Origin of the sequence: Pseudomonas sp. B7 (genome assembly GCF_016735645.1) — a bacterium.
Classification (GTDB): domain Bacteria; phylum Pseudomonadota; class Gammaproteobacteria; order Pseudomonadales; family Pseudomonadaceae; genus Aquipseudomonas; species Aquipseudomonas glycinae.
In genome coordinates this window covers 18685-40377 of the sequence record NZ_JAERRE010000008.1, presented here as the reverse complement: position 1 = coordinate 40377, position 21693 = coordinate 18685, and the positions used below count along the sequence as shown (strand labels likewise).

At 61.2% G+C, this 21693-nt stretch carries 21 protein-coding genes; 7 read left to right on the top strand and 14 right to left on the bottom strand.

All coding sequences use genetic code 11. From position 1 onward, the window contains the following. Window positions 1–14 precede the first annotated feature (14 nt). From JKA62_RS18325 to JKA62_RS18315, 3 genes are all read right to left on the bottom strand, one after another. Window positions 15–908 (bottom strand): NAD-dependent epimerase/dehydratase family protein, encoded by an 894-nt coding sequence (locus JKA62_RS18325; protein WP_201818923.1) that lies wholly within the window; start codon window positions 906–908, stop codon window positions 15–17. A 103-nt stretch (window positions 909–1011) separates the two neighbouring features. Then, window positions 1012–1923 carry a LysR family transcriptional regulator gene (locus JKA62_RS18320; protein WP_201818921.1) on the bottom strand — a complete coding sequence of 304 codons (912 nt, stop codon included), beginning with the start codon at window positions 1921–1923 and terminating at the stop codon, window positions 1012–1014. Window positions 1924–1983: 60 nt separating this feature from the next. Continuing rightward, a complete protein-coding gene (locus JKA62_RS18315) occupies window positions 1984–2574 on the bottom strand; it encodes an NAD(P)H-dependent oxidoreductase (RefSeq protein WP_201818919.1) in 591 nt (196 codons plus the stop codon). A gap of 201 nt (window positions 2575–2775) precedes the next feature. Here JKA62_RS18315 and JKA62_RS18310 point away from each other — a divergent pair, with 201 nt between their 5' ends. After that, window positions 2776–3090: a putative quinol monooxygenase gene (locus JKA62_RS18310; RefSeq protein WP_201818918.1), complete on the top strand. Its 315-nt coding sequence runs from the start codon at window positions 2776–2778 to the stop codon at window positions 3088–3090. On the opposite strand, the gene JKA62_RS18305 is transcribed toward JKA62_RS18310, so the two are convergent. Then, the gene (locus tag JKA62_RS18305; RefSeq protein ID WP_201818916.1) at window positions 3080–3844 is read right to left on the bottom strand and encodes a sulfite exporter TauE/SafE family protein; all 765 of its coding nucleotides are present in this window, start codon (window positions 3842–3844) and stop codon (window positions 3080–3082) included. The two genes, JKA62_RS18310 and JKA62_RS18305, sit on opposite strands and share 11 nt — an antisense overlap. A gap of 82 nt (window positions 3845–3926) precedes the next feature. Here JKA62_RS18305 and JKA62_RS18300 point away from each other — a divergent pair, with 82 nt between their 5' ends. The 5 genes from JKA62_RS18300 to JKA62_RS18280 all read left to right on the top strand — a co-directional run bounded on the left by JKA62_RS18300 (window position 3927) and on the right by JKA62_RS18280 (window position 6849). Next, window positions 3927–4808: a LysR substrate-binding domain-containing protein gene (locus JKA62_RS18300; RefSeq protein ID WP_011332351.1), complete on the top strand. Its 882-nt coding sequence runs from the start codon at window positions 3927–3929 to the stop codon at window positions 4806–4808. A gap of 45 nt (window positions 4809–4853) precedes the next feature. Beyond that, window positions 4854–5429, top strand: coding sequence for an NAD(P)H-dependent oxidoreductase (locus JKA62_RS18295; RefSeq protein ID WP_201818914.1), 576 nt, complete (start codon window positions 4854–4856; stop codon window positions 5427–5429). A gap of 51 nt (window positions 5430–5480) precedes the next feature. Further along, window positions 5481–5858 (top strand): MerR family transcriptional regulator, encoded by a 378-nt coding sequence (locus tag JKA62_RS18290; protein ID WP_201818912.1) that lies wholly within the window; start codon window positions 5481–5483, stop codon window positions 5856–5858. Between the two features lie 146 nt (window positions 5859–6004). Further along, window positions 6005–6514 (top strand): flavin reductase, encoded by a 510-nt coding sequence (locus tag JKA62_RS18285; protein ID WP_201818910.1) that lies wholly within the window; start codon window positions 6005–6007, stop codon window positions 6512–6514. A gap of 59 nt (window positions 6515–6573) precedes the next feature. Continuing rightward, window positions 6574–6849 carry a helix-turn-helix domain-containing protein gene (locus JKA62_RS18280; protein WP_085713206.1) on the top strand — a complete coding sequence of 92 codons (276 nt, stop codon included), beginning with the start codon at window positions 6574–6576 and terminating at the stop codon, window positions 6847–6849. A 52-nt stretch (window positions 6850–6901) separates the two neighbouring features. Here the strand turns inward: JKA62_RS18280 and JKA62_RS18275 are convergent, their stop codons facing one another. The 7 genes from JKA62_RS18275 to JKA62_RS18245 form a co-directional block, all read right to left on the bottom strand. After that, entirely contained in the window at window positions 6902–7459 is a 558-nt protein-coding gene (locus JKA62_RS18275) for a chorismate--pyruvate lyase family protein (protein ID WP_201818908.1), read from the bottom strand. 74 nt (window positions 7460–7533) lie between these two features. Next, the gene (locus tag JKA62_RS18270) at window positions 7534–7899 is read right to left on the bottom strand and encodes an ArsR/SmtB family transcription factor (protein ID WP_007953843.1); all 366 of its coding nucleotides are present in this window, start codon (window positions 7897–7899) and stop codon (window positions 7534–7536) included. 130 nt (window positions 7900–8029) lie between these two features. Further along, window positions 8030–9481, bottom strand: a complete 1452-nt coding sequence (locus JKA62_RS18265) for an efflux transporter outer membrane subunit (protein WP_201818906.1) — start codon at window positions 9479–9481, stop codon at window positions 8030–8032. A gap of 9 nt (window positions 9482–9490) precedes the next feature. After that, window positions 9491–12568: a MexW/MexI family multidrug efflux RND transporter permease subunit gene (locus JKA62_RS18260; protein ID WP_011332346.1), complete on the bottom strand. Its 3078-nt coding sequence runs from the start codon at window positions 12566–12568 to the stop codon at window positions 9491–9493. Then, window positions 12565–13665, bottom strand: coding sequence for an efflux RND transporter periplasmic adaptor subunit (locus JKA62_RS18255; protein ID WP_039772925.1), 1101 nt, complete (start codon window positions 13663–13665; stop codon window positions 12565–12567). Before JKA62_RS18255 ends, JKA62_RS18260 begins: the two co-directional genes overlap by 4 nt. A gap of 135 nt (window positions 13666–13800) precedes the next feature. After that, complete coding sequence (locus tag JKA62_RS18250; RefSeq protein ID WP_201818904.1) at window positions 13801–14958, bottom strand: oxidoreductase; 1158 nt, start codon at window positions 14956–14958, stop codon at window positions 13801–13803. Window positions 14959–15188: 230 nt separating this feature from the next. Further along, the gene (locus tag JKA62_RS18245; protein WP_258399136.1) at window positions 15189–16094 is read right to left on the bottom strand and encodes an NAD(P)-dependent oxidoreductase; all 906 of its coding nucleotides are present in this window, start codon (window positions 16092–16094) and stop codon (window positions 15189–15191) included. 125 nt (window positions 16095–16219) lie between these two features. Between JKA62_RS18245 and JKA62_RS18240 the strand changes: the two genes are divergently transcribed. Further along, on the top strand, window positions 16220–17356 hold the full coding sequence (locus JKA62_RS18240) for an LLM class flavin-dependent oxidoreductase (protein ID WP_011332342.1): 1137 nt from the start codon (window positions 16220–16222) through the stop codon (window positions 17354–17356). Window positions 17357–17392: 36 nt separating this feature from the next. Here JKA62_RS18240 and rfbA read toward each other — a convergent pair whose 3' ends face one another. Genes rfbA through JKA62_RS18225 form a run of 3 tightly spaced genes read right to left on the bottom strand, consistent with a single transcriptional unit; the run spans window position 17393 to window position 21673 of the window. Next, entirely contained in the window at window positions 17393–18316 is a 924-nt protein-coding gene (gene rfbA / locus JKA62_RS18235) for a glucose-1-phosphate thymidylyltransferase RfbA (RefSeq protein WP_011332341.1), read from the bottom strand. 42 nt (window positions 18317–18358) lie between these two features. Continuing rightward, complete coding sequence (rfbB, locus tag JKA62_RS18230) at window positions 18359–19441, bottom strand: dTDP-glucose 4,6-dehydratase (protein WP_201818901.1); 1083 nt, start codon at window positions 19439–19441, stop codon at window positions 18359–18361. 54 nt (window positions 19442–19495) lie between these two features. Further along, the gene (locus JKA62_RS18225; RefSeq protein WP_201818899.1) at window positions 19496–21673 is read right to left on the bottom strand and encodes a prenyltransferase/squalene oxidase repeat-containing protein; all 2178 of its coding nucleotides are present in this window, start codon (window positions 21671–21673) and stop codon (window positions 19496–19498) included. Window positions 21674–21693: the final 20 nt, after the last annotated feature.

Below are 21693 nucleotides of genomic sequence, written 5' to 3'. Positions count from 1 at the left end.
TTTTCAGCGTGAACTCACACCATTTCGTTACGAATCCATTCAACCACCGACGTACGCTTCGGCGCCCAGCCCAGCAGCTCGCGGGCATGTTTGCCGCGTACGCGGCTGTTGGAACCGAGGCCGTAGTTGGCCATTTCGTAACCCCACTCGGCTTCGGCGTCTTTCAGTGGCCAGTCTTGTGGCTCGCCGAGGTTCAGGGCTTCGGCCATGGCGGTGGTCATGTCGATGAACGACGCTTCGCCGCTTTCGACGAAGTAGAAGCTGCCCGGAACGTTTTGGGTCAGGGCCAGCAGGTACAGCGCCACCACGTCTTCGATGTGTACGTTGGACCAGATGTTCTGGCCGGTGCCGACGTGACGCACCACGCCGCTTTTGCGTGCCTGTTTCAGCAGGCGCGGCAGTTGCACGCTGTCGCGATTGACGCCCAGGCTGTGGCCGTAGATCAGGGTGTTGCAGATGACGGCCGAGTTCACGCCGTCCTTCGCTGCGGCGAGGATCAGGTTGTCGATGGCCACGCGTGCGGCCTTGTCGACGGTCGGCTCCGGCAGATTGTCTTCGAAGTAGATGACGTCGCTGGATTTGCCGCCCGAGGCGTCGCCGACGATGCTCGAACCGCTGGTGTGCAGGAACACTTTGTTCGAGCCGCGCAGGGCATCGAGCAAGGCTTCGACCGCGCCGCGATGATCGCTGCTGGCGGCGTTGATCACGGCGTCGGCGGCGCGGGCCTGTTCGGCCAGCAGCGTTTGGTCGTCGAGGGTGCCGATCACCGGGGTGATGCCCAGTGCTTTCAGCTCATTGGCCTGTTCCGCGCTGCGCACCAGACCGGTGACGGTGTGGCCGGCCTGGACCAGGCCGGTGGCGATGGAGCCGCCGATAAAACCGGCAGCGCCGGTGACGAATACGTTCATGGAGAAACTCCCTGCGTGAGTAAGTGATGCAACGAGTATCGACCGCCGAGCCCGGTGGAAAAACCCGCCCACAACCAAATCACTGTTGCGCAGGGGTCACGAATCAGCCTTTGAAATCGGCGCTGGCGTAAGCCGCCAGTTTGCTCTGGATGAAGTCCAGGAAGCACTGGATGCGCAGCGCCAGCTGCGAGTTGCGGTAGTACACCGCGTTGATCGGCTGGCGATAACCGCTGTTGAATTCCGCCAGCAACACCTTGAGGCGCCCGGCGCGAATGTCGTCGATGGTCATGAAGTGCGAGAGGCAGGCAATGCCCTGGCCTTCCAGCGCGAGATGGCGAACCGTCTCGCCGCTGGAGGCGCTGATCGCCGGAGTGATCGGCCAGCGGTCGCCGTGCACGTAACGCAACGGCCACTGGTTGAGGCCTTCGTTCTGGGTGAAGCCGAGCAAGGTGTGTTCACTGAGATCGGCCACTTCCAGCGGCGCACCGTGTTTTTCCACATACGCGGGACTGGCGACGATCAGCAGCGGACTGCAACCCAGCGAGCGGGCATGCAATGTCGAATCGGCGAGGGTGCCGATGCGGATGGCGACGTCGGTGCTTTGCTCCAGCAGGTCAATGATCAGGTCGTTGCTGTTGAGTTCGAGCTGGATGTCCGGGTACAGCCGACGGAATTCGTCGATGTACGGCACGATGGCGTGGAGCATGAACGGCGACGCGGCGTTGATCCGCAGCCGTCCTGATGGCGTCTGCTGACGGGAAGAGAGGCGCTCTTCGAGCTGGTCCATCTGGTCGAGGATCAGCTTGGCCTGTTCGAAGAAATACTTGCCCTCTTCGGTCAGGTCCATGCGCCGTGTGGTGCGGTTGATCAGCGTGGTGTCGAGCTTGGCTTCCAGTCGCGACAGCGTGCGGCTGACCGCCGACGGCGTCTGTCCGACCTGCTCGGCGGCGGCGGAGATCGAACCGCATTCGATCACGCAGACGAAAATCTGCAACTCATCGGATCTGGCTTTCACGGGTGTCCTCGAATCGAAAGGCCTGCTGCGCAAGCTCAGGCCTTCGATAGTAGCCGAGCGTCAGGCCTTGAGGCCAAACACCTCGGTCAGATGCTGCTCGTAACGCGCCACATCCGCTTCGATGTTCGGGCGTTTCATCACGTCCACACAAAGGAACGTTGGCAGGCCGGTCATGCCGAGGAACTGGTTGGCCTTGTGGAACGGGAAGTACACGGCGTCGACGCCTTTGGCTTCGAAGAAGTCGGTCGGATCATCGAACGCCTGCTGCGGCGCGTTCCAGGTCAACGACAGCATGTACTGCTTGCCCTGGATCAGACCGCCGCTGCCGTACTTCTGCGAGGAATCGGAACGGGTACGGCCATCGCTGGCGTAGAGGCTGCCGTGGCCTTCGGTAAAGACTTCGTCGATGTACTTTTTCACGGTCCACGGCGCGCCCATCCACCAGCCCGGCATCTGATAAATGATCACGTCGGCCCAGAGGAATTTGGCGACTTCTTCGGCGATGTCGTAACCCTCGTCGATGAAGGTGGTTTTGACGTCGAGACCGCCACGATCCAGCACGCTCAGCGCGGCTTCGTGCAAGGTGGTGTTGTAGCGACCGTCGGAGTGGGCGAATTTTTTACCGCCATTGAGCAACAGCACTTTTTTCATGGGAGAGCCTCGATCGGATTCCGATGCGCAGCGCAGAGCGCTGGATGGAGAAGGGGAAAAATTGAATGGCGGCAGATTAGCGATCCGCCTCGCGCGGAATAAGCACCGGGTACGCAAAATTCATTTGAGTAAAACGCACGAATCGATTGCCGATTGTTGCCGTAGGATTGGCCGCCATCTGAATCTGAGGAGTTTTTTGCGATGAGCGAACGCCAGGGCTTCATCCTGCACGCCAAGACCCGCCCGGAAAAAGCCGAGGCTTTCGAAGCGTTTTTCCGCGCCTACGTCGAGCCGAGCCGCGCCGAACCCGGCTGCATCGAGTACCACATGCTGCGCGACAAGGAAGACCCGACCCTGTTCATCTTCTACGAGATCTGGGAAAGCCAGACGCATCTGGACGTGCACTCGAACCTGCCGCACATGCAGCAGTTCCTGGCCCAGCGCATGGAATACCTGGAGCGGGATTTCGATATCCGCCCGATTGAAATGCTCAGCGCGTCGTCCGCTAACCGCTGATCAGCAGATGGGCGCCGAGCGCGCCCAGACCGATGAAAAACACCCGCCTGAACAGCACGGCACTGATGCGCTGGCGCAGCCATTGGCCGAGCAACATGCCGAGGACAGCGGGGATCAGGGCCAGCAGCGAAGCACTCAGTTCCGCGCCGCCGAGCGACCCGCGCCAGAGCAATCCGCCGGCCAGCGCCAGGGTCGATACGGTGAAGGACAGCCCCAGCGCCTGCACCAGTTCATCACGGCTCAAGCCCAGGGCCTGCATGTACGGGACGGCGGGAATCACGAACACCCCCGTCGCCGAAGTGATGACGCCGGTGATCACGCCACACAGCGGGCCCAGCCACGGCTCATGGCGACGACTGACACTCAGCGCCGGCAGGAACAATCCGCTCAACGCATAGAGCAACAGCGCCGCGCCGAGCCCGCGCACCACCCAATACCCGCCGGCCATGCCGATCCACAAGGTGCCAACAGCCGTGCCGAAAAAGATCGCCAGCAGCATCGGCCACAAGCGTTTCACCAGCCCCTGCAAATGCCCGCCGAACGCCAGTTGCCAGACGTTGGTGAGGGTCGCAGGGATGATCAGCAACGCCGCAGCCTGCGACGGTGCCATAGCCAGACCGAGCAGCCCCATGGCGACGGTGGGCAGGCCAAGGCCGATCACGCCCTTGATCATGCCTGCGACGACGAAGGTCACGATCACCAGCAATGACAGGGCCAGACCGAGGTTTTGATAGAAATCTGCGAGTGCGTTCATGGCCACACTTTGCGCCTGCGCGGGTGAACTGAAAATCTGTCATACACTGAGGCAGCCTCTCTTTCAGCAAGAGCCACGCATCATGCACTTCGACCTCACCGACCTGCGCCTGTACCTGCACATCCTCGACAGCGGCAACATCACCGCCGGTGCTGCACGCAGTCATCTTTCGCTGGCGGCGGCCAGTGCGCGGATCCGGACGATGGAAGCGTCGCTGGGCACCGAGTTTCTTGAGCGCGGGCGCCGTGGGGTCACTCCGACGCCGGCCGGCAAGGCACTGGCGCAACATGCCCGGGTGTTGCTGCAACAGGCCGAACGCCTGCAACAGGATCTGGCCGAATACGCGCGCGGCGTCAAAGGCCAGGTGCGCCTGCTGTGCAACACCACGGCGCTCAGCGAATACCTGCCGGAGGTGCTGGCGGATTTCCTGCGTGAGCATCCCAACCTCGACATCGATCTGCAGGAACTGCCTAGCACCCGCATCACCCATGCCTTGCGTCAGGGCGCGGCGGATCTGGGCATTGTGTCCGATGCGATCGACACCACTGACTTGCAGACCCGAGCCTTTCGCGATGATCCGCTGATGCTGATTCTGCCCTTGGATCATCCGCTGTCTGACGCGACCGAAGTCAGTTTCAGCGACGCATTGCGTCATGACTTCGTCGGCCTCGACGCAGACAGCGCGCTGGCGGTCTACCTGGAAGAACAGGCCCTGCACAGCGGCTCGCGGATGCAGATCCGCATCCGCGCCGATGGTTTCAACGGCGTGATGCGCATGGTGGCTCGAGGTGCCGGCCTGGGCATCGTACCGCTGGCGGCGGTTCAGCGCGCTGCGCCGCAAGCCTTCAAGACCCTGCCGATGAATGAAGGCTGGGCCAGGCGCAAACTGTTGCTGTGCGCCCGGGACTTCGCCGCCCTCCCCGCTTATGCCCGCGCCTTGCTCGACGCCTTGACTCTGCCCTGAGGGGCAGACTTTACCCTTGGGGTTTCTTCTTCAAGGACAGTGATTATGGGCAAGCGGATTCTGCTGATTCTCGGCCATCCATCCAATGAAAGTTTTTGCGCGGCACTGGCCGGACGCTACGCTCTATCGGCCCGAGCGGCCGGGCACGAAGTACGGGAAATCGTACTCGGCCAACTCGATTTCGACCCGATCCTGCGCGAAGGCTACCGTCAGGTTCAAACCCTTGAACCGGATCTGCTCCAGGCTCAGGCCGACCTGCTGTGGGCCGAACATCTGACGCTGGTGTACCCGATCTGGTGGGGTGGAATTCCGGCACTGCTCAAAGGTTTTTTCGACCGGGTCCTGCTCCCCGGTTTCGCGTTCAAATACCGCGCGGGCAAAGCGTTTCCCGACAAGCTCCTGCACGGTCGCAGCGCCCATTTGCTGGTCACCATGGACACCCCGCCCTGGTATTACCGCTGGATCTATCGCATGCCCGGCCTGCACGAAGTACGAAGGAACACGCTGGCGTTCTGCGGTATCGAACCACGCCGGACGCTGACCTTCGGGCCGGTGCTCGGCGCCAGCGACCATCAGCGCGAAACCTGGCTGAAGCAGGCCGGATCGATTGCCCGGCATTGAGTTTTCCGCTATTGGTGCGTGAGCCCGCTGACGGAGAAAAGGGATTTGCACATGTACATCGGCCAGGCCGCACAGCGTTCGGGAACCACGATCAAGACCATCCGCCACTACGAGTCGATCGGCCTGCTGCCCGAGGCTCCGCGCCAGGGAAAATACCGGGTTTACGACCCGCAGACGGTCGAACTGCTGAGCTTTATCAAATGCGCACAGGCACTGGGTTTTCGCCTCAGAGAATTGCAGGCGATCTTTGCCGGCCAGCCTGAATTGACGCCCTATGAAAAGGCCCGCCGCGCGATTGCCGACAAGCAACAGGAGATTGCGGCGCAGCTCTTGAAACTCACCCGCCAGCAAGAGGAACTGAGCGCGCTGGAGGCCAGCCTTGAACACGCACAACAGCAATGCCTGTCGAGCGTATCGACCACAAAATAAGCACAAGGAATAGCTTGCAAGGTACGTATACATACGTACTATATCGCCAGAGCGAACGTGTTGCCCGATACCCGTTTTCGCACAACGACAACGGACAAGGAAGAACGGATCGGCTCCATTAAACCTACATGGAATGAGGTGACGCGATGGTTGATTCAACGGAGTTTCGTAATGCAATGGCGATGCTGGGGAGTGCCGTCACCATCGTCACGACCGATGGCCCTGCGGGGCGTTTCGGCTTTACCGCATCCGCGGTGTGCAGCGTGACGGATTCACCGCCCACGCTGCTGGTGTGCGTCAATCGCTCGTCGTCCAATCACGAGCATTTCAAGACCAATGGCGTGCTGTGCGTGAACGTCCTGACCGGCGACCACCAGTCGACCTCCGGCGCGTTTGCCAATCGGCAGTTGAGCATGCAGGAGCGTTTTTCCAGCGTGAATTGCCAGACCCTCAAGACCGGTTCGCCGGTGATCGAAGAGGCGCTGGTCAGCCTCGATTGCCGGGTCAGCAAGGTCGACGAGATCGGCACTCACAGCATCTTCTACTGTGAAATTCTCGAACTGCAGCAACACAGCGAGGCCACGGAAGGCCTGGTCTATTTCAACCGCAGTTACTACCGCCTGAATGACGAACTGCGCCTGGCACCCGAGCAGTGATCCAGACACCCGCCGGCTTCGGCTGAAGCCTGCCGGCGGGTCATGACAGGGATGTAACCATGCTATTCAATGAAGACAACTTCGCGGATATCGACCTGAACCTGATCATCATTTTCCTGGTGCTGTTCCGCGAACGCAGCGTGTCCCGCACGGCCGAGCGCCTGCACGTCAAACAACCCGCCATCAGCGGATCGCTGGCACGGCTGCGCAAGCGGTTCGATGATCCGTTGTTTCTGCGCTCGTCGCGAACCATGCGCCCGACCTCGAAGGCCGAGGAACTGGCGCAGGCACTGACACCGGCCATCAAGCAGATCGAAGCAGTGATCCGGCTCTGAAAAACCGGCGAAAAAAAACCTGCGGGACTTCACTCCTGCAGGTTTCATTTTGTCAGGCCGACTTGAGCGCCTGAGCATACTCGACCCGGGCCCAGAACGCTGGTAGAAAGCACTCGCTGACCAGCAGCGCCGAGCCATTGCGGGTGAAACGCGAACGTCGTGCCAGCAGACGTTTGGCCTGTGGCGCGAAGCGATAGGACAGCGCCGCCAACGGTGCGCCGGGCGGCAGCAAGGCACACTGGAAGGGCTCGCGCAGGGTCTGCTCCGAGGTGTAGAGAATCTCGGCCAGAGGTCGACGGCCATAACCGTTCAGATCCGCCCAGTCGCCATTCAGTGCCGGCACGCTGGTCAGGCTGCGCGCGGTGACGCAGGCCTCGCCGTCGAGCTTCATCACCACTTCGCGCACCCAACCGAGAGTGGCCGGCGGCAAGTTCAGCGCTTGCGCTTCTTCAGGATTGAGCGGGCCATGGGACTGCTCGACGACTTCGATTGAATAATCGCCCATGGCTTTCAGACGTGGGGTCAGTGCCCCGGGCAAAAACAGCCAGTGATGCTCGGAGCCGGTCAATTCCGACAGCGGTCGCGATGACCAGTAATGACTTGTATCCATACCCGCTCACACCTTCCTGGTGATGGTGAATTGTTGGTTGCCGTGGAAGGCCAACCCTTCACCGGCGGTGTCTGTCACTCGGCTCCGTTTTCTTCGGTCACTTCGTGTTTGCTGATGACGCTGATGGTCTGTTCATCGGTCTTGACCGCCGACAGCAGCGAGTCGAGCAATCCCGGGAAACGCACATCCATGTCTTCGCGACGCAGGGACAGCAGGTTTTCCCGACCGTAGGGGCGCTGCCAAATCAGACCGCTGTCACGCAGAACCCGCCAGTGGTGGGTCATGGTCGACTTCGATGCGCCCTTGAGGATCCGGCCGCATGGATGTTCCTGGCCATCGGACAACACTTTCAACACGGTCAGGCGCAGCGGGCTTCCCAATGCGTTCAGCACATTTTCCAGAAGGATCTGATCCTGATTGGGATGATTCGGGACGTTCATAGGTAGGTACCCTTGATGATATAGGCGGGAAAAATCCGGCTTGTATTCGTCTATACGAGAACAGTAAGACTATACACAAGATGTTTTTTCCCCGCGACAGCCGCCCCGAAGGCGGCGTCCCGCAAAACAACTACAAATCGCTGCTCTGCGCTGTCTCCAGCGCCGGCGTCTGGAACCCGCCGCCCAGCGCCGCCATCAACGAAACCGAGCTGTCGATGTGCTTGCTGTTGAGGAAGGCCAGGCGCATTTCGTCCTGAATCAATTGTTGCTCGATGTTAAGCGCATCGAGGAACGTGTCCTCCCCGGCCTTGTAGCGCGACTGCGACAGATCGTAGGACGACTGGGCAATCGAACAGGCATCGCGCTGCACGACGATCTGCTGCTCGAAAGAACGCAGCTGCGTGACCGAAATCGCCACCTCATGCAGCGCCGAATTCAACACCCGGTTGTACTGCGCGATGGCGCTGTCGAGTTCGGCATTGCCGGCCTTCAGATCCGAGCGCAGGCGCCCGGCATCGAAGATCGGCAGCGACACCGTCGGCGCCACATTCCAGAACTTGCTGACCCCGGCGAACAGCGCATCGCCGGTCAAAGCATGGGAACCCGCCGCTGCCACCAGATTGATGTTCGGGTAGAACGTGGTCTTCACCGCCTCGACGTTTTTAGTCTCGGCCTCCACGCGCCAACGTGCGGCGACGATGTCCGGACGACGGCCCAACAATTGGGCCGGCAACTGCGCCGGCAAGGCCACCACACTGGCTTGCAGATTCGATGGCCGCTCCAGGGTGTGCGCACGATCAACGCCCTTGCCGATCAGCGCCGACAGTTGAAGACGAGCAATTTCGATATCTTCGTTAGCGCCGATCAGTGTCGATTCCGAACGCGCCTTGAGGCTCTGCACCTGCTTGAGTTGCGACAGGTTGTCGAGGCCCGAGCCGTAACGTGAATCCGTCAGCTCCACCAATTTGCTCAGGCGTTCAAGATCCCGTTGATTGAGCTCCGAGACCTGCCACGCATAGGCCAACTGGTTGTAAGCCTTGACCACGTTGACCGCGAGAATCAGCCGCGACGATTGCAGATCGACTTCCGCCGCTCGTGCGCTGTTGAGCGCCGATTCCCAGGCGGCACGCTGGCCGCCCCAGAGGTCGAAGGTATAGCTGAAATTGACCGCCAGATTACGCGCAGTGAAGTACTGGTGGCCCTCGCCGCTGTAGTCCTCAAAGCGCGACAGCCGACCGCGAGTGACACCCGCCGACGCGTCCATTTCCGGATAACGCTCGGCGTCGCGCAGGTCGAGAAATGCGTTGGCTTTCGCGACCCGGGCAGCGACTTCCTGCAAGTCCGGGTTGCTGGCGTAAGCCTCTTCGATCAGAGCACCCAGACGTGGATCACCCAGCGATGTCCACCAGTCCGCACGCGGCCATTGGGCCGGCGGCAACTTGTCTTTCAGGCTGTCGGACGGTGCATCGCCGACCGCCAGCAATTTGCCCTGATGATCGATCCCGGCGTAGTTCACACAACCGGCCGCCAACAGGATGGACGCCGCCAGCGGCGCCAGCATCAAACGTGTAATCGAATGCATGTCACGTCCTCACAGGATGGGTTGCGGCACACCGGCCGGCTCGGCTTCGGGTGCATGGCTCGGTTGCTTGATCGAACTGAGCAGCGTGTACACCGACGGCAGAATGAACAGGGTGAACAAGGTGCCGATCAGCATCCCCACCACAATCACCAGCCCCAGGCCGAAGCGGCTGTTGGCGCCGGCCCCGCTGGCGAACAACAGCGGCGCGAGGCCGACCACCATGGCAGCGGTGGTCATCAGAATCGGCCGCAGACGCACCTGCGCGGCGTGCTGGATCGCTTGCACGCGGTCCATGCCTTGCTGGCGCTGCAGCTCGTTGGCGAACGCGACCATCAGGATCCCGTGCTTACTGATCAGACCGATCAGCGTGATCAGGCCGATCTGGGTGTAGATGTTCATCGAGGTCATGCCCAGCGCCAGCGGCACCAGCGCTCCGCAGATCGACAACGGCACGCTGATCAAAATGATGAACGGGTCGCGGAAGCTCTCGTATTGCACGCTCAGCACCAGATAGATGATCACCAGGGCCAGGCCGAAGGTGAACGCCAGGCTGTTGCCTTCCTGCACGTATTGGCGTGCGTCGGACTGCCAGTCGAAACTGAAGCCGGCGGGGAAACCTTCCGATTGTTTTTGCAGGAAGCCCACTGCATCACCCAGGGTCACGCCCGGCGCCGGGATGGCCTGGAACGTGGCGGAGTTCTGCTGGTTGAACTGGGTCAGGCGATTCGGCTCGACCTTGACGCTGAGAGTGGCCAGTGTCGACAGCGGCACCGGATTGCCCTTCTGGTCCTTCACGTAATACAGCTTCAGGGTTTCCGGAGTCAGGCGATCCGCCGACACCGACTGCGGGATCACGTCATAGGAACGGCCGTGGAACGAGAACCGGTTGACGTACTTCTCACCGATCAGGCTGTTCAGCGTTTCGCCGATGTCCTGCATGCGGATGCCCAAGGCGTTGGCCTTGGCCCGGTCGACCTGGATTTCCACCACCGGGTTGTTGAAGTCCAGATCACTGTCGACCACCGCGAACAGACCGCTGGCTTGCGCCGCCTGCTTGAGCTGATCCATCACGTTGTACAGCGCCAGGTATTCCTGATCGCTGCGGATCACCATCTGCACCGGCAGACCACCGGTAGAGCCCGGCAGCGGCGGCATCTGGAACACGAAAATGCTCGTGCCTTCGATCTGGTTCACCCGCGCCTGCAAGTCAGGCTGGATGGTGTTGGCATCGCGGCCGCGCTTTTCCCAGTCCACCAGGTTGATCCCGCCGACGCTGTTGGACAGACCGTCGGAACCGTTCGCCACCCAGTTACTGTAACCCTCGGGGATTTCGTTGAAGGTCTTGTACAGCTCGTGGGCGTAGGCCTCGAGGTAATTCAGGTTGGCGTGCTGCGGCGCCTTGATCGCGGTCAGCAGGATGTTCTGGTCTTCCAGCGGCGCCAGTTCGGTCTGCGCCGAGCGATAGAGGAACGGCAGGCTGAAGAAGATCACCAGCGCCACGCTCAGGCTGATCCAGCGCCGCGCCAGCGAACCGCCGAGCAGCGCGCCATAACGACGGGACAGGTACTGGAAGAAGCGATCCGCCTTGACCGCCATGAAGCCTTCGCTGGTTTTCGCGTCCAGCAAGCGGGTACTCATGATCGGCGACAGGGTCAGGGCGACGATGCCGGAAATCACCACGGCACCGGCCAGGGTCAGTGCGAATTCCTTGAACAGCGTGCCGGTGAGGCCGCCCATCAAACCGATCGGCGCATACACCGCCGCCAGGGTGAAGGTCATCGCCACCACCGGCCCCGCCACTTCACGGGCGCCGATCAGCGCCGCTTCGAACGGGCTCTTGCCCTCTTCGATGTGACGGTGGACGTTTTCCACCACGACGATGGCGTCGTCCACCACCAGCCCGATGGCGAGCACCATGGCGAGCAGGGTCAGCAGGTTGAGGCTGAAGCCGAACATCTGCATCAGCATCGCCGCGCCGAGCATCGACAGCGGAATCGTCACCAGCGGAATCAGCACAGTGCGGAACGTGCCCAGGCACAGGTAAATCACCAGCACCACGATCACCAGCGCTTCGAGCAGGGTGTAGCTCACCTCGTCGATCGACGACTGAATGAAGTGCGCCACTTCGAACGGGATCTGCACGGTCACGCCCGGTGGCAGGGTTTCCTGAATCTGCGGCAGCAGTTCGCGCACCCGTTTGACGATGACCAGCGGGTTGCCTGTCGGCGCCGCATCCAGACCGAGGAACAGCGCCGGCACATCGCTCATCGCGCCGCTGGTGTCGGTTGAGGCGGCGTTCAGTTCCACAGTGCCGACGTCACGCACACGGATGATGTGGCCGTTGTCGTTGCGCAGCACCATGTCGCGGAAATCTTCGACGCTGTTCAGGTCGGTGTTGACCCGCAGGTTGCTGACCACGTACAGGCCTTTGACCTGACCCGGCGCGGCCTGGAAATTGTTGCCCTCGATGGCGGCCGAAACGTCCTGCCCGGTCATGCCATAGCCGGCCAGTCGCTGCGGATCGAGCCACAGGCGCATGGACAGTTTCTGCTCGCCCATGATGTTGATCTTGGCCACCCCTTCGATGCCGGCGAACATCGGTTCGACGACGCGGGAGATGTAATCCGACATCTCCGGAATGGTCAGGTTGGAACTGGCGAACGCAACGTAGGCCACGCTGGTAAAACCGCCGGAAGTGCGCTCCACCACCGGGTCGTAGGCGTCCTTCGGCAAGCGGTATTTGATCTGGTTGACCTTGGCCATGACCTCGGTCAGCGCCGCGATGGAGTCACTGTTGAGCGCCATGCGGATCGTCACCTGGCTACGCCCTTGGGTCGAGGCCGACGACAGATAGTCGATGCCCTCGACCGAGGCCACGGCCTGGCTGATCGGCTGCGTGACGAAGCCTTGCATCAGTTCCGAAGAGGCGCCGGGATACTGGGTCGTGACCGTGATGGTCGACGTTTCCAGCATCGGGTACTGGCGGATCGGCAGATTCATCAGCGCGCGCACCCCGAACAGCAGGATCAGCGTGCTGACCACCACGGCCAGCACCGGGCGGCGAAGAAAGAGGTCGGTGAAATTCATTTTTCCAGCCCACTGAGTTTAAGAGCAATCGTGTCCGGCACGCCTTCCACCGCCACGCCGTCGTGGAGCTTGAGCTGACCGGACGTCACCACTTGCACGCCTTCGGTCAGGCCCTTGTCGACCACCGCCCAGCCATCGCGGCGCTCGCCGACCTTGATGCTTTCACGCTTGACCTTCTGCACGCCGGCCTCGTCGGTGTAGACCGAGAACACGCTTTCGCCGTAGGCGTTGTAGGTGATCGCGGTTTCCGGAATCAGCAGCTCGGCGGTCTGCGGCAGGGTCACCGAGACCCGTGCATACATGCCGGGACGCAGGCGTTTTTGCGTGTCGGTGATGACTGCTTGCACGTTGATGGTGTGGGACTGGTTGATCTGCGGATCGACCGCGACGATCTTGCCGGCGAAGGTCACATCACCCCAGGCATCGACCTTGGCCTGCACGGTCTGGCCCAGTTGCACTTGCGAGCCATCGCGCTCGGCGAGGGTGAAGTTGACGCGCAGCACGCCCGGATCGGTCAGGGTTGCCACCGCGCTGCCGGCCTGCAGGTATTGGCCCAGGTGCGCCTGGCGAATGCCGAGGGTGCCGGCGAACGGCGCGCGGATATGCCGTTGAGCGATCTGCGCCTGCATGCGCTCCATGTCGCCTTTGGCCGCGTCGTATTGAGCGCGGGCACTGTCGAAGGCGCGACGGCTTTCGGCGCCGGTCTTGGCCAGTTCCTGGACCCGGGCGAACTGGGCCTTGGCCGATTCGTACTCGCCTTTGAGGCGCACCAGTTCGCCTTGCTCCGGCGCGTCGTTGAGCTTGAGCAGCACTTGCCCCGCCTTCACTTCATCGCCGGACTCGAAATCGATGTCCACCACTTTGCCGCTGACTTCAGCCGACACCAGCACCTGACGCTGGGCTTCGAGTTTGCCGATGGCCTCGAGGTAGTAGGTGTAAGGCTGCTTTTTGACCACGGCCAGACCGACCCGGGTGCTGGGGATCCGTTGCTCGGCCGCCGCCGGTGGCGGCGACCAGAAACGCCAGCCCAGTGCTGCGGATAACACCACCACAAGAACAATAAAGATCAGCGACTTGATAATGTTTCGAGCAAGCATGTGGCACTCCCTTGACTCTTTGCTGCGAGCACAAAAGTTTGAGTTTTAAGAAAATAAAGGTGCAACTAAAGACGGGCGCGTTATCGATCCCTGTGAACTTGCACTTGTAAACGCGCCCGCTTTATTTATCCGCTGTTACGCCGCGGCCAGTACGTTGGTTTTATCCAGGTAATACTTGCCGATACCGTGCAAGTTCAAAGGCGACAACGTGAAGTGCTTCGAACCGGTGTGAATATCGCGGAAGCAACGCTCCAGGAAGTGCGACTTGTAGACGGCTTTGGAACCGGCCATCGAGTAGATCTGGTTGACCGCATTGACCGAGTTCTCGGTCAGCACCGAGGCGGCCAGGCCGACGCGGGCGCTGACCGGTTCGCCGACGGTTTCACCCCGGTTGATGACCTGGTGGATCGCATCTTCCAGCAGCAATTGCGCGGTGTGCACCGAAGAGATGGCGCGACCGGTCTTCTCGAAGATCACCCCTTCCAGGCCCGGGTCGGTGTTCACGGCGCGGTCATTGCGGAAATGATCGACCGCAGCCCGGGCCACGCCGAGCACGGTGGACATCGCCGCCAGGGTGCCGAACTCGTAGTAACCGGTGGCATAGGCCCGGGAACTGCGCGCTTCGGGGGATTGCTTGAGGGTTTCGACATCCAGCGAGAAAGACTTGTGGACGATCACGTTGGAGCACTGGAAGTGATGGCTGCCGGTGCCGCGCATGCCCAGGGTGTCCCAGGTCGGCAGGATGGTGCATTGGCTGGCGGGCACGAAGAACATCCGCACTTCAGGGGTGGTGTTGTTTTCGGTGCCTTTGACGGTGGCGGTGCAGACCAGCCAGTCGGCGTGGGCCGAGCCGCTGGCGAACGCCCATTTGCCGCTCAGCAGGTACTCGTCGCCCATCGGCAGCGCTTCGCCGCCGGAGTGGATGGCGCCGATCACGAAACCGTCGCAGTGGTTGTAGATCGCTTCGGAAGTGGCTTCCGGCAGGTAATCCGACAGGCGCCCCATCGCCACTTGCACCGCCAGCTGCCAGGACAGCGAGGCGTCATAGCGGGCGAATTCCAGCAGCAGGGCCGAGGTGGTCTGGATATCGACCTGGGACCCGCCGAACGCCTTGGACACCGAGGTGCGGCCAAAACCTTCCTTGAAGAATCGGGACATCACATCCTTGTGCGTCGCGTTGGTCTGCTCGCTGTAATCGCAGTGCTGAATAATCAGCGGATTCAGTGCACGCACCTTCTCGAGCCATTCATTGGATTCGGAGGGAAGGCTGTTCCATTGCATTAGATTTTTCATAACGGCTCCTAGCTATTATTTATTTACGATCAGCAGACGAAAAAACAGACAGAACTTTTATTGTTGTCAAACCCCGATAAAAATGTACGTCTACAGTCGTACATTTGACAAGCACTATTATCAGACTTCTTTCATTTCCCAATAAAAGAGCAATCACTGTCCGACAATAACGCAAGACGCAAGAGGCCGACGCAACTTGCGCACAAGTTACGTTGCCTGAAACTTTTGGATTACTTCACGCCGGCACGCCGGTCACTGACTTTCGACAGTGAGGCCCAGTCCTGATCGGCCTGACCATGGGCCATGCCGTCCAGCAGGTTGTCCTTCAACACGCTGGCAAACGGCAGCGGCACCTGCGCCGCTTCACCGGCTTCCAGCGCCAGGCGTACATCCTTGAGACCCAGCGACAACTTGAAACCCGCCGGCTCGAATTTCTCATCGACCATCAGCTTGCCGTAGCCCTGATAGACCGGCACGGCGAACAGGGTCGAGGTGATCATCTCGATGAACGCCCCGCGACTGATGCCATAGCCGCCGGCCAGGGTCGAGGCTTCGGCCATGGATTCGATTGCCGAGGCGATCATCAGATTGGCCGACAGTTTGGCAGCGCAGGCCACTTCAGCCGTGTCGCCCAGCGTCCAGGTCTTGCGCCCGAGCACGTCGAACAGCGGCTGAACCCGGACCAGTGCTTCGGCGGGCCCGGAGGCGAGAATGTTCAGATTGCCGGCAGCCGCCACATCGACTCGCCCCAGCACCGGTGCCGACACGTAACCAACGCCGCGTGCTTCATGCACGGTCGCCAGCTCCCTGGCCAGCGCCACGGACACCGTGGACATGTTGACGTGAACGCTGCCGGCCCGCAGACCGTGCAGCGCCTTGGCATCGAAGAACACCGAGCGGATCGCCGTGTCATCGCCGAGCATCGAAATCAGCACCTCGGCCTGGGCTGCCAGTGCCGGTGTCTGGACAGCTTCGGCGCCGGCCTTGGCCAGTGCTTCCAGCGGTGCCGACGAACGATTCCACACGCGGACCCGATGCCCGGCTTTCAGCAGGTTCAGCACCATCGGTGCGCCCATCGTGCCCAGACCGATAAATCCCAGTTGCATGTCGCGTTCCTCTCTCGATGAGGTGTTCAAAGCCGATTAGACGATGATGCAGAATTGCGATTGTACGTGTACAGGCGTACATTTCAAGTGCCGCGACGATTCATTCTTCGCGGCAAGGGTTTCAAACACACCTTTACCCAAGGCAAGGAGGCTTTATGCAATTCGGGATCTACACCGTTGGCGACGTCACACAAGACCCTACCAACGCCCGTACCCCCAGCGAATCCGAGCGCATCCAGGCCACCCTGCAAATTGCGCAGAAGGCCGAAGACATCGGACTGGACGTGTTCGCCACCGGCGAGCACCACAATCCCCCGTTCATCACCTCCTCTCCCACCACACTGCTGGCCTACATCGCCGCCAAGACCCAACGCATCATTCTTTCGACGTCCACCACCCTGATCAGCACCAACGACCCGGTACGCCTGGCCGAAGAATATTCGCTGTTGCAGAACCTCTGCGGCGGGCGCATGGACCTGATGCTCGGCCGCGGCAACACCGCGCCGGTCTATCCCTGGTTCGGCAAGAGCATCGCCGACGGTCTGCCACTGGCGATGGAAAACTATCGCCTGCTGCACCGGCTCTGGCGCGAAGAAGACCTCAACTGGAGCGGACGCTTTCGCACCCCGCTGAAAAACTTCACCTCGATCCCGCGGCCCCTCGATGACCTGCCGCCCTTCGTCTGGCACGGCTCGATCCGCACCCCGGAAATCGCCGAGCAGGCGGCGTATTACGGCGACGGTTTTTTCGCCAGCCACATCCTCTGGCCCCGTGAGCATTTCATGGCGCTGGTCGAGTTCTACCGCGCGCGGTTTGCCCATTACGGTCACGGCACGCCGGAGCAGGCGATCGTCGGTCTCGGCGGGCACATTTTCATGCGCCGCAACTCGCAGGATGCGCGCCGGGAGTTCCGTCCCTATTTCGACAACGCCCCGGTGTACGGCCATGGCCCGTCCCTGGAAGAGTTCATGGAAATGACCCCGCTGGCCGTCGGCAGCCCTCAGGAAATCATCGACAAAACCCTGACCTTCCGCGAGTACTTCGGCGACTATCAGCGCCAGCTGTTCCTGTTCGACCATGGCGGCATTCCGCTGAAAACCGTGCTGGAACAACTCGACATGTTCGGCAAGGAAGTCTTGCCGGTGCTGCGTGAAGAAACCCGCAAACGCCGCTCGCCGCTGGCGGCCGAAGCGCCGACCCACGCCAATCGCCTGGCCCGTTTGCAAATTCCGTCGGCCGATCCACGCGCTACGGTCAAAGCTGCCGAACTCGACAGCGTGACCGGCCACTGACCCTGTGGGAGCGAGCAGGCTCGCTCCCACACTTGATCAGGCAGCGCCTTTCAACGGGCGCTGCGCATCCATCGCCACCACCACATCATCGTGGATCAAACGCGCCAGGTACTGACCGTAACCGGTCTTGCTCATGCTGCCCGCATGCACCAGCAATTGCGCGTCGTCGATCCAGCCCTTGTGGTAGGCGATCTCTTCGAGGCAGGCGATTTTCAGGCCCTGGCGTTTCTCGATGGCCTGGACGAAATTGCCCGCTTCCATCAACGCGTCGTGAGTGCCGGTGTCGAGCCAGGCCATGCCACGGCCCATCACCGACACATTCAATTTGCCGCGTTGCAGGTAGACGTTGTTGACGTCGGTGATCTCCAGCTCGCCGCGCGGCGACGGCTTGATGTCGGCGGCAATCTGCAGCACTTCGTTGTCGTAGAAATACAGGCCGGTGACGGCGTAGTTGGACTTTGGATCGCTCGGTTTTTCGCAGATGCTCAAGGCCTTGCCGGCAGCATCGAATTCCACCACGCCAAAGCGCTCGGGATCGGCCACGTAATAGCCGAACACTGTCGCGCCTTCATCACGCGCCGCCGCTTGCAGCAGGGTTTCACCGAAGCCGGCGCCGTAGAAAATGTTGTCACCGAGCACTAGGCAGACGTTGTCTTCACCGACGAATTCACGACCGATGATGAACGCCTGAGCGAGGCCGTCCGGACTCGGTTGCACCGCGTAACTCAAGCTCAGGCCCAACTGACTGCCGTCGCCGAGCATGCGCTGAAAGCCCGGCAGATCTTCCGGGGTGGAGATGATCAGGATCTCGCGGATTTCCGCCAGCATCAGCACCGACAGCGGGTAATAGATCATCGGTTTGTCATACACCGGCAGCGACTGTTTCGAGACGCCCAGGGTGATCGGGTGCAGACGCGAACCGGCGCCGCCCGCCAGCAGAATTCCTTTGTACTTGGCCATGCTTTTTTCCTTTCAAGCAGTGAGATTTGAATGACTGAACGTTCAGGCCACAAGGGCTTTGTCGCTTTGCTCGCCGAGGCGCTCCAGCGCGTAGGCACCGGACATCACCCGCACCCACCAGGCGCGGTTATCCAGATACCAGTCGACGGTTTTCTGCATGCCGCTTTCGAAGGTTTCCTGCGGCGTCCAGCCCAGCGTCGCGTGAATTTTTCCGGCATCGACGGCGTAGCGTTTGTCGTGGCCCGGACGATCCTTGACGAAGGTGATCAGGTCGCGGAAGTGCGCGACGCCCGCCGGTTTTTCCGCACCGCGTGCTTCGAGCAGATCGCACAGGGTGTGCACCACTTCCAGGTTGGTCTTCTCGTTGTGGCCGCCGATGTTGTAGGTCTGCCCGACCTCACCGCGCGTAACCACCGCATACAGTGCGCGGGCGTGATCTTCGACGAACAGCCAGTCGCGAATCTGCGCGCCATCGCCATACACCGGCAGCGGCTTGCCTTGCAGCGCATTGAGGATGACGTGAGGAATCAGTTTTTCCGGGAAGTGATACGGCCCGTAATTGTTCGAGCAGTTGCTCACCACCACTGGCAGGCCGAAAGTGCGATGCCAGGCGCGAACCAGATGATCGGAGCCGGCCTTGGTCGCCGAGTACGGCGAGCTTGGCGCATACGGCGTGCGCTCGGTAAATGCCGGATCTTCGGGTTCCAGGTCGCCGTACACTTCATCGGTGGAAATATGATGGAAACGGAACGCCGCCTGACGCGCCGCGTCCAGTCGGTTCCAGTAACCACGCGCCGCTTCGAGCAGCGTGTAGGTGCCGACGATGTTGGTTTCGATGAAGGCTTGCGGGCCATCGATCGAACGGTCCACATGGGACTCGGCGGCCAGATGCATCACCGCATCCGGTTGCAGCCGTGCGAACAGTTCGTCCAGCGCCGGCCTGTCGCAGATGTCGACCTGACAGAACCGGTAACGCGGTGAATGGGACACCTCAGCCAGAGATTCGAGATTGCCGGCGTAGGTCAGTTTGTCGACGTTGATCACTTCACATTCGGTCTCTTCAATCAGAAACCGCACCACGGCCGAGCCAATGAAGCCCGCGCCCCCTGTCACTAAAATTTTCATCAGCGCCTCCCCTGGCAAAATGATGATTGAACGTCCTTCGATGCTGTGTGCGGGTCAGTTCAACAACGCCACCCAGTATTGCGACAGACCTTGTTCGAGAATCAGCAGCGTCTGGATGCAGACGAAGCTTTCGTCGGTGGTTGCCGAGGTCGCATTGAGTGGGCCGAATCCACCGTCCTGCTTCTGATGGGCAGCGATCCAGTCTTTCGATTCCTGCAGATACGTCGGCTGCGCGTCGAGCAGATACATTGCTGCGATAGCCATGTAAGTACCTACCAGGCTGACCGCTTTACCCGGCCGGTAGTGGAACGAGCCGTTGGCCAGTTGCAGGCTCTGAAGCCAAGCGACGGTCTGTTCGGCATCAACGATGCGTCGGTTGAGAATGAACAGCGTCGACACCACGCGGTACACCGAAAACGCGTCCGGCGGATAACCCGGCTTGTTGGCGAAACCGCCGTCGGCCGAGCGGCAGCGCAAGGCAAACGCCATCACGCCCTGCTCGTCCGGCGCCTTGGCTTCAAGCGCATGCAGCGACAGCACCGCCAGGTTGGTGTGCCAGATGTCCGAGCCGAAACCCGGCACATCGCCGAACCCGCCGTCCGGGTTCTGACACGCTTGGAGGTAACGCACGCAACCGCCGATATCGTTCGGCAATGCGCCCAGCACTCGCAGCGACAACACCGCGCAGTAGGTGGCGAACACATCGCTGAGATGCCCCGGTTGCTCGGCAAATCCGCCGTCGGTGTTTTGCGAGGCCCTGATGCAATCGATCAGGCTGGCCTTGTTTTCGATTTGCAGACCCAGCGCGTGCAAGTCTGAGATCACGTGCAACCCGGAGAACACCTGCCAGGTTTTGTCGGCACGGAAACCCAGCGGCGCGGTTTCGGCCGTCAGCCCGTAAGGCGTTTCATTCGACGCCCGGGCCTTGGCCAGCCACGCCAGATAACGCTGCAGATCAACATTGATGGTCGGCACGCCATTCGGGTGAATCCGCTGCACATCGCCACCGCCATCGATCACTTGCAACTCACGGTTTACCAGCGCTGCATCGTCATGATGAGTGACGGCAACGACCGGTTCGATGGACTGCAAGGCGTGGGCCGCGGCGAGCTGGGTTTTCAGACTCTTCAGGTGCAACGGCAGGTACGTCAGGTTGCCAATGCTGAAGATTCCTGGCTGACGCGGCGGCGCCCAGAACTGCCGAATGAACGGCACGGTCGGGTCATCCGGGGTCGACCAAAAGTAGCCCTTGCCCATGAACAGACCGCCATGGCGGGCGTCATGGAATTCCAGCAACGCCGCCGTCACCGAAGCCCGATCCGCTTCGCTCACGCCGGACGGCAAGGCCTGAATCGCCTGCAACAGCAACGCCACGTCGTAGGCAGTCTTGATCGGGAATGGCGACTCGTGATTTTTGTACGAGGTGTGCCAGTCGCAACGCACTTTGCCGTTGATCCCGACCCGGTCCCAATACCCGCCGTACGCCGGATCGCGAAACAGCGCCAGGGTTTGCAGCAGGAACGAACGAGCCAGATTCGACAGCGCATTGTCGTCCCGCGTATCAGCCAGTTGCGCCAGCACCAGGCTGACTTGAGCACGCACGCCGCAACGGGTCAGCGCCACATCGACACAAGATTGGCTGTCGCTGCCGGCCACCCGGCCGATCAGGTTTTCTGCATGAATCTGCAAGTGCCCGACCAAGCCGAGACCCAACGGCTGATTGTCGATACGCGCGAGCAAGGCCGTGGCGCTGATGTCGAGATCGATCGAGGTCGCCAGCTCCAGCGGCGTCGACCAGTCGCTGCTGTACAGACCGGCGAGCGTGGAACGGGCGTAGAGCGCTTCGACCTTTTCCAGCAGGCCGTGGATCGCGGCATTGTTTGCTGCGTCCTGCGGCACCCTCCGTTGATAGGCAATCAATGCCGCCAGTGCGTCCAGTTGCAGCGCCAGCGTGCGGCAACGTCCGGAGCCGTGCGGCGTCCAGTAGCGGTCGGCCAGTTCGTGGAAACCGCCATTCGAAGCATCATGCAAACGCATCAGCCCGTCATGGGCAAAACGCAGTTCGACATCGTCGCCGTGCTCGGCTTGGTAGAGCGTCGCCGCGACCTGATCCTGCAACTGCTTGTCGCTGGAAATCGCAACCTCGCCACTGGCATCGGTCACGGCGAAAAAGCCGCCGTGCTCGATGTCCTTGAGGCCTTGATCAAATAGAAACTGCGGATGCAGTGACATGGTGAATCCCTCTTCCTTGA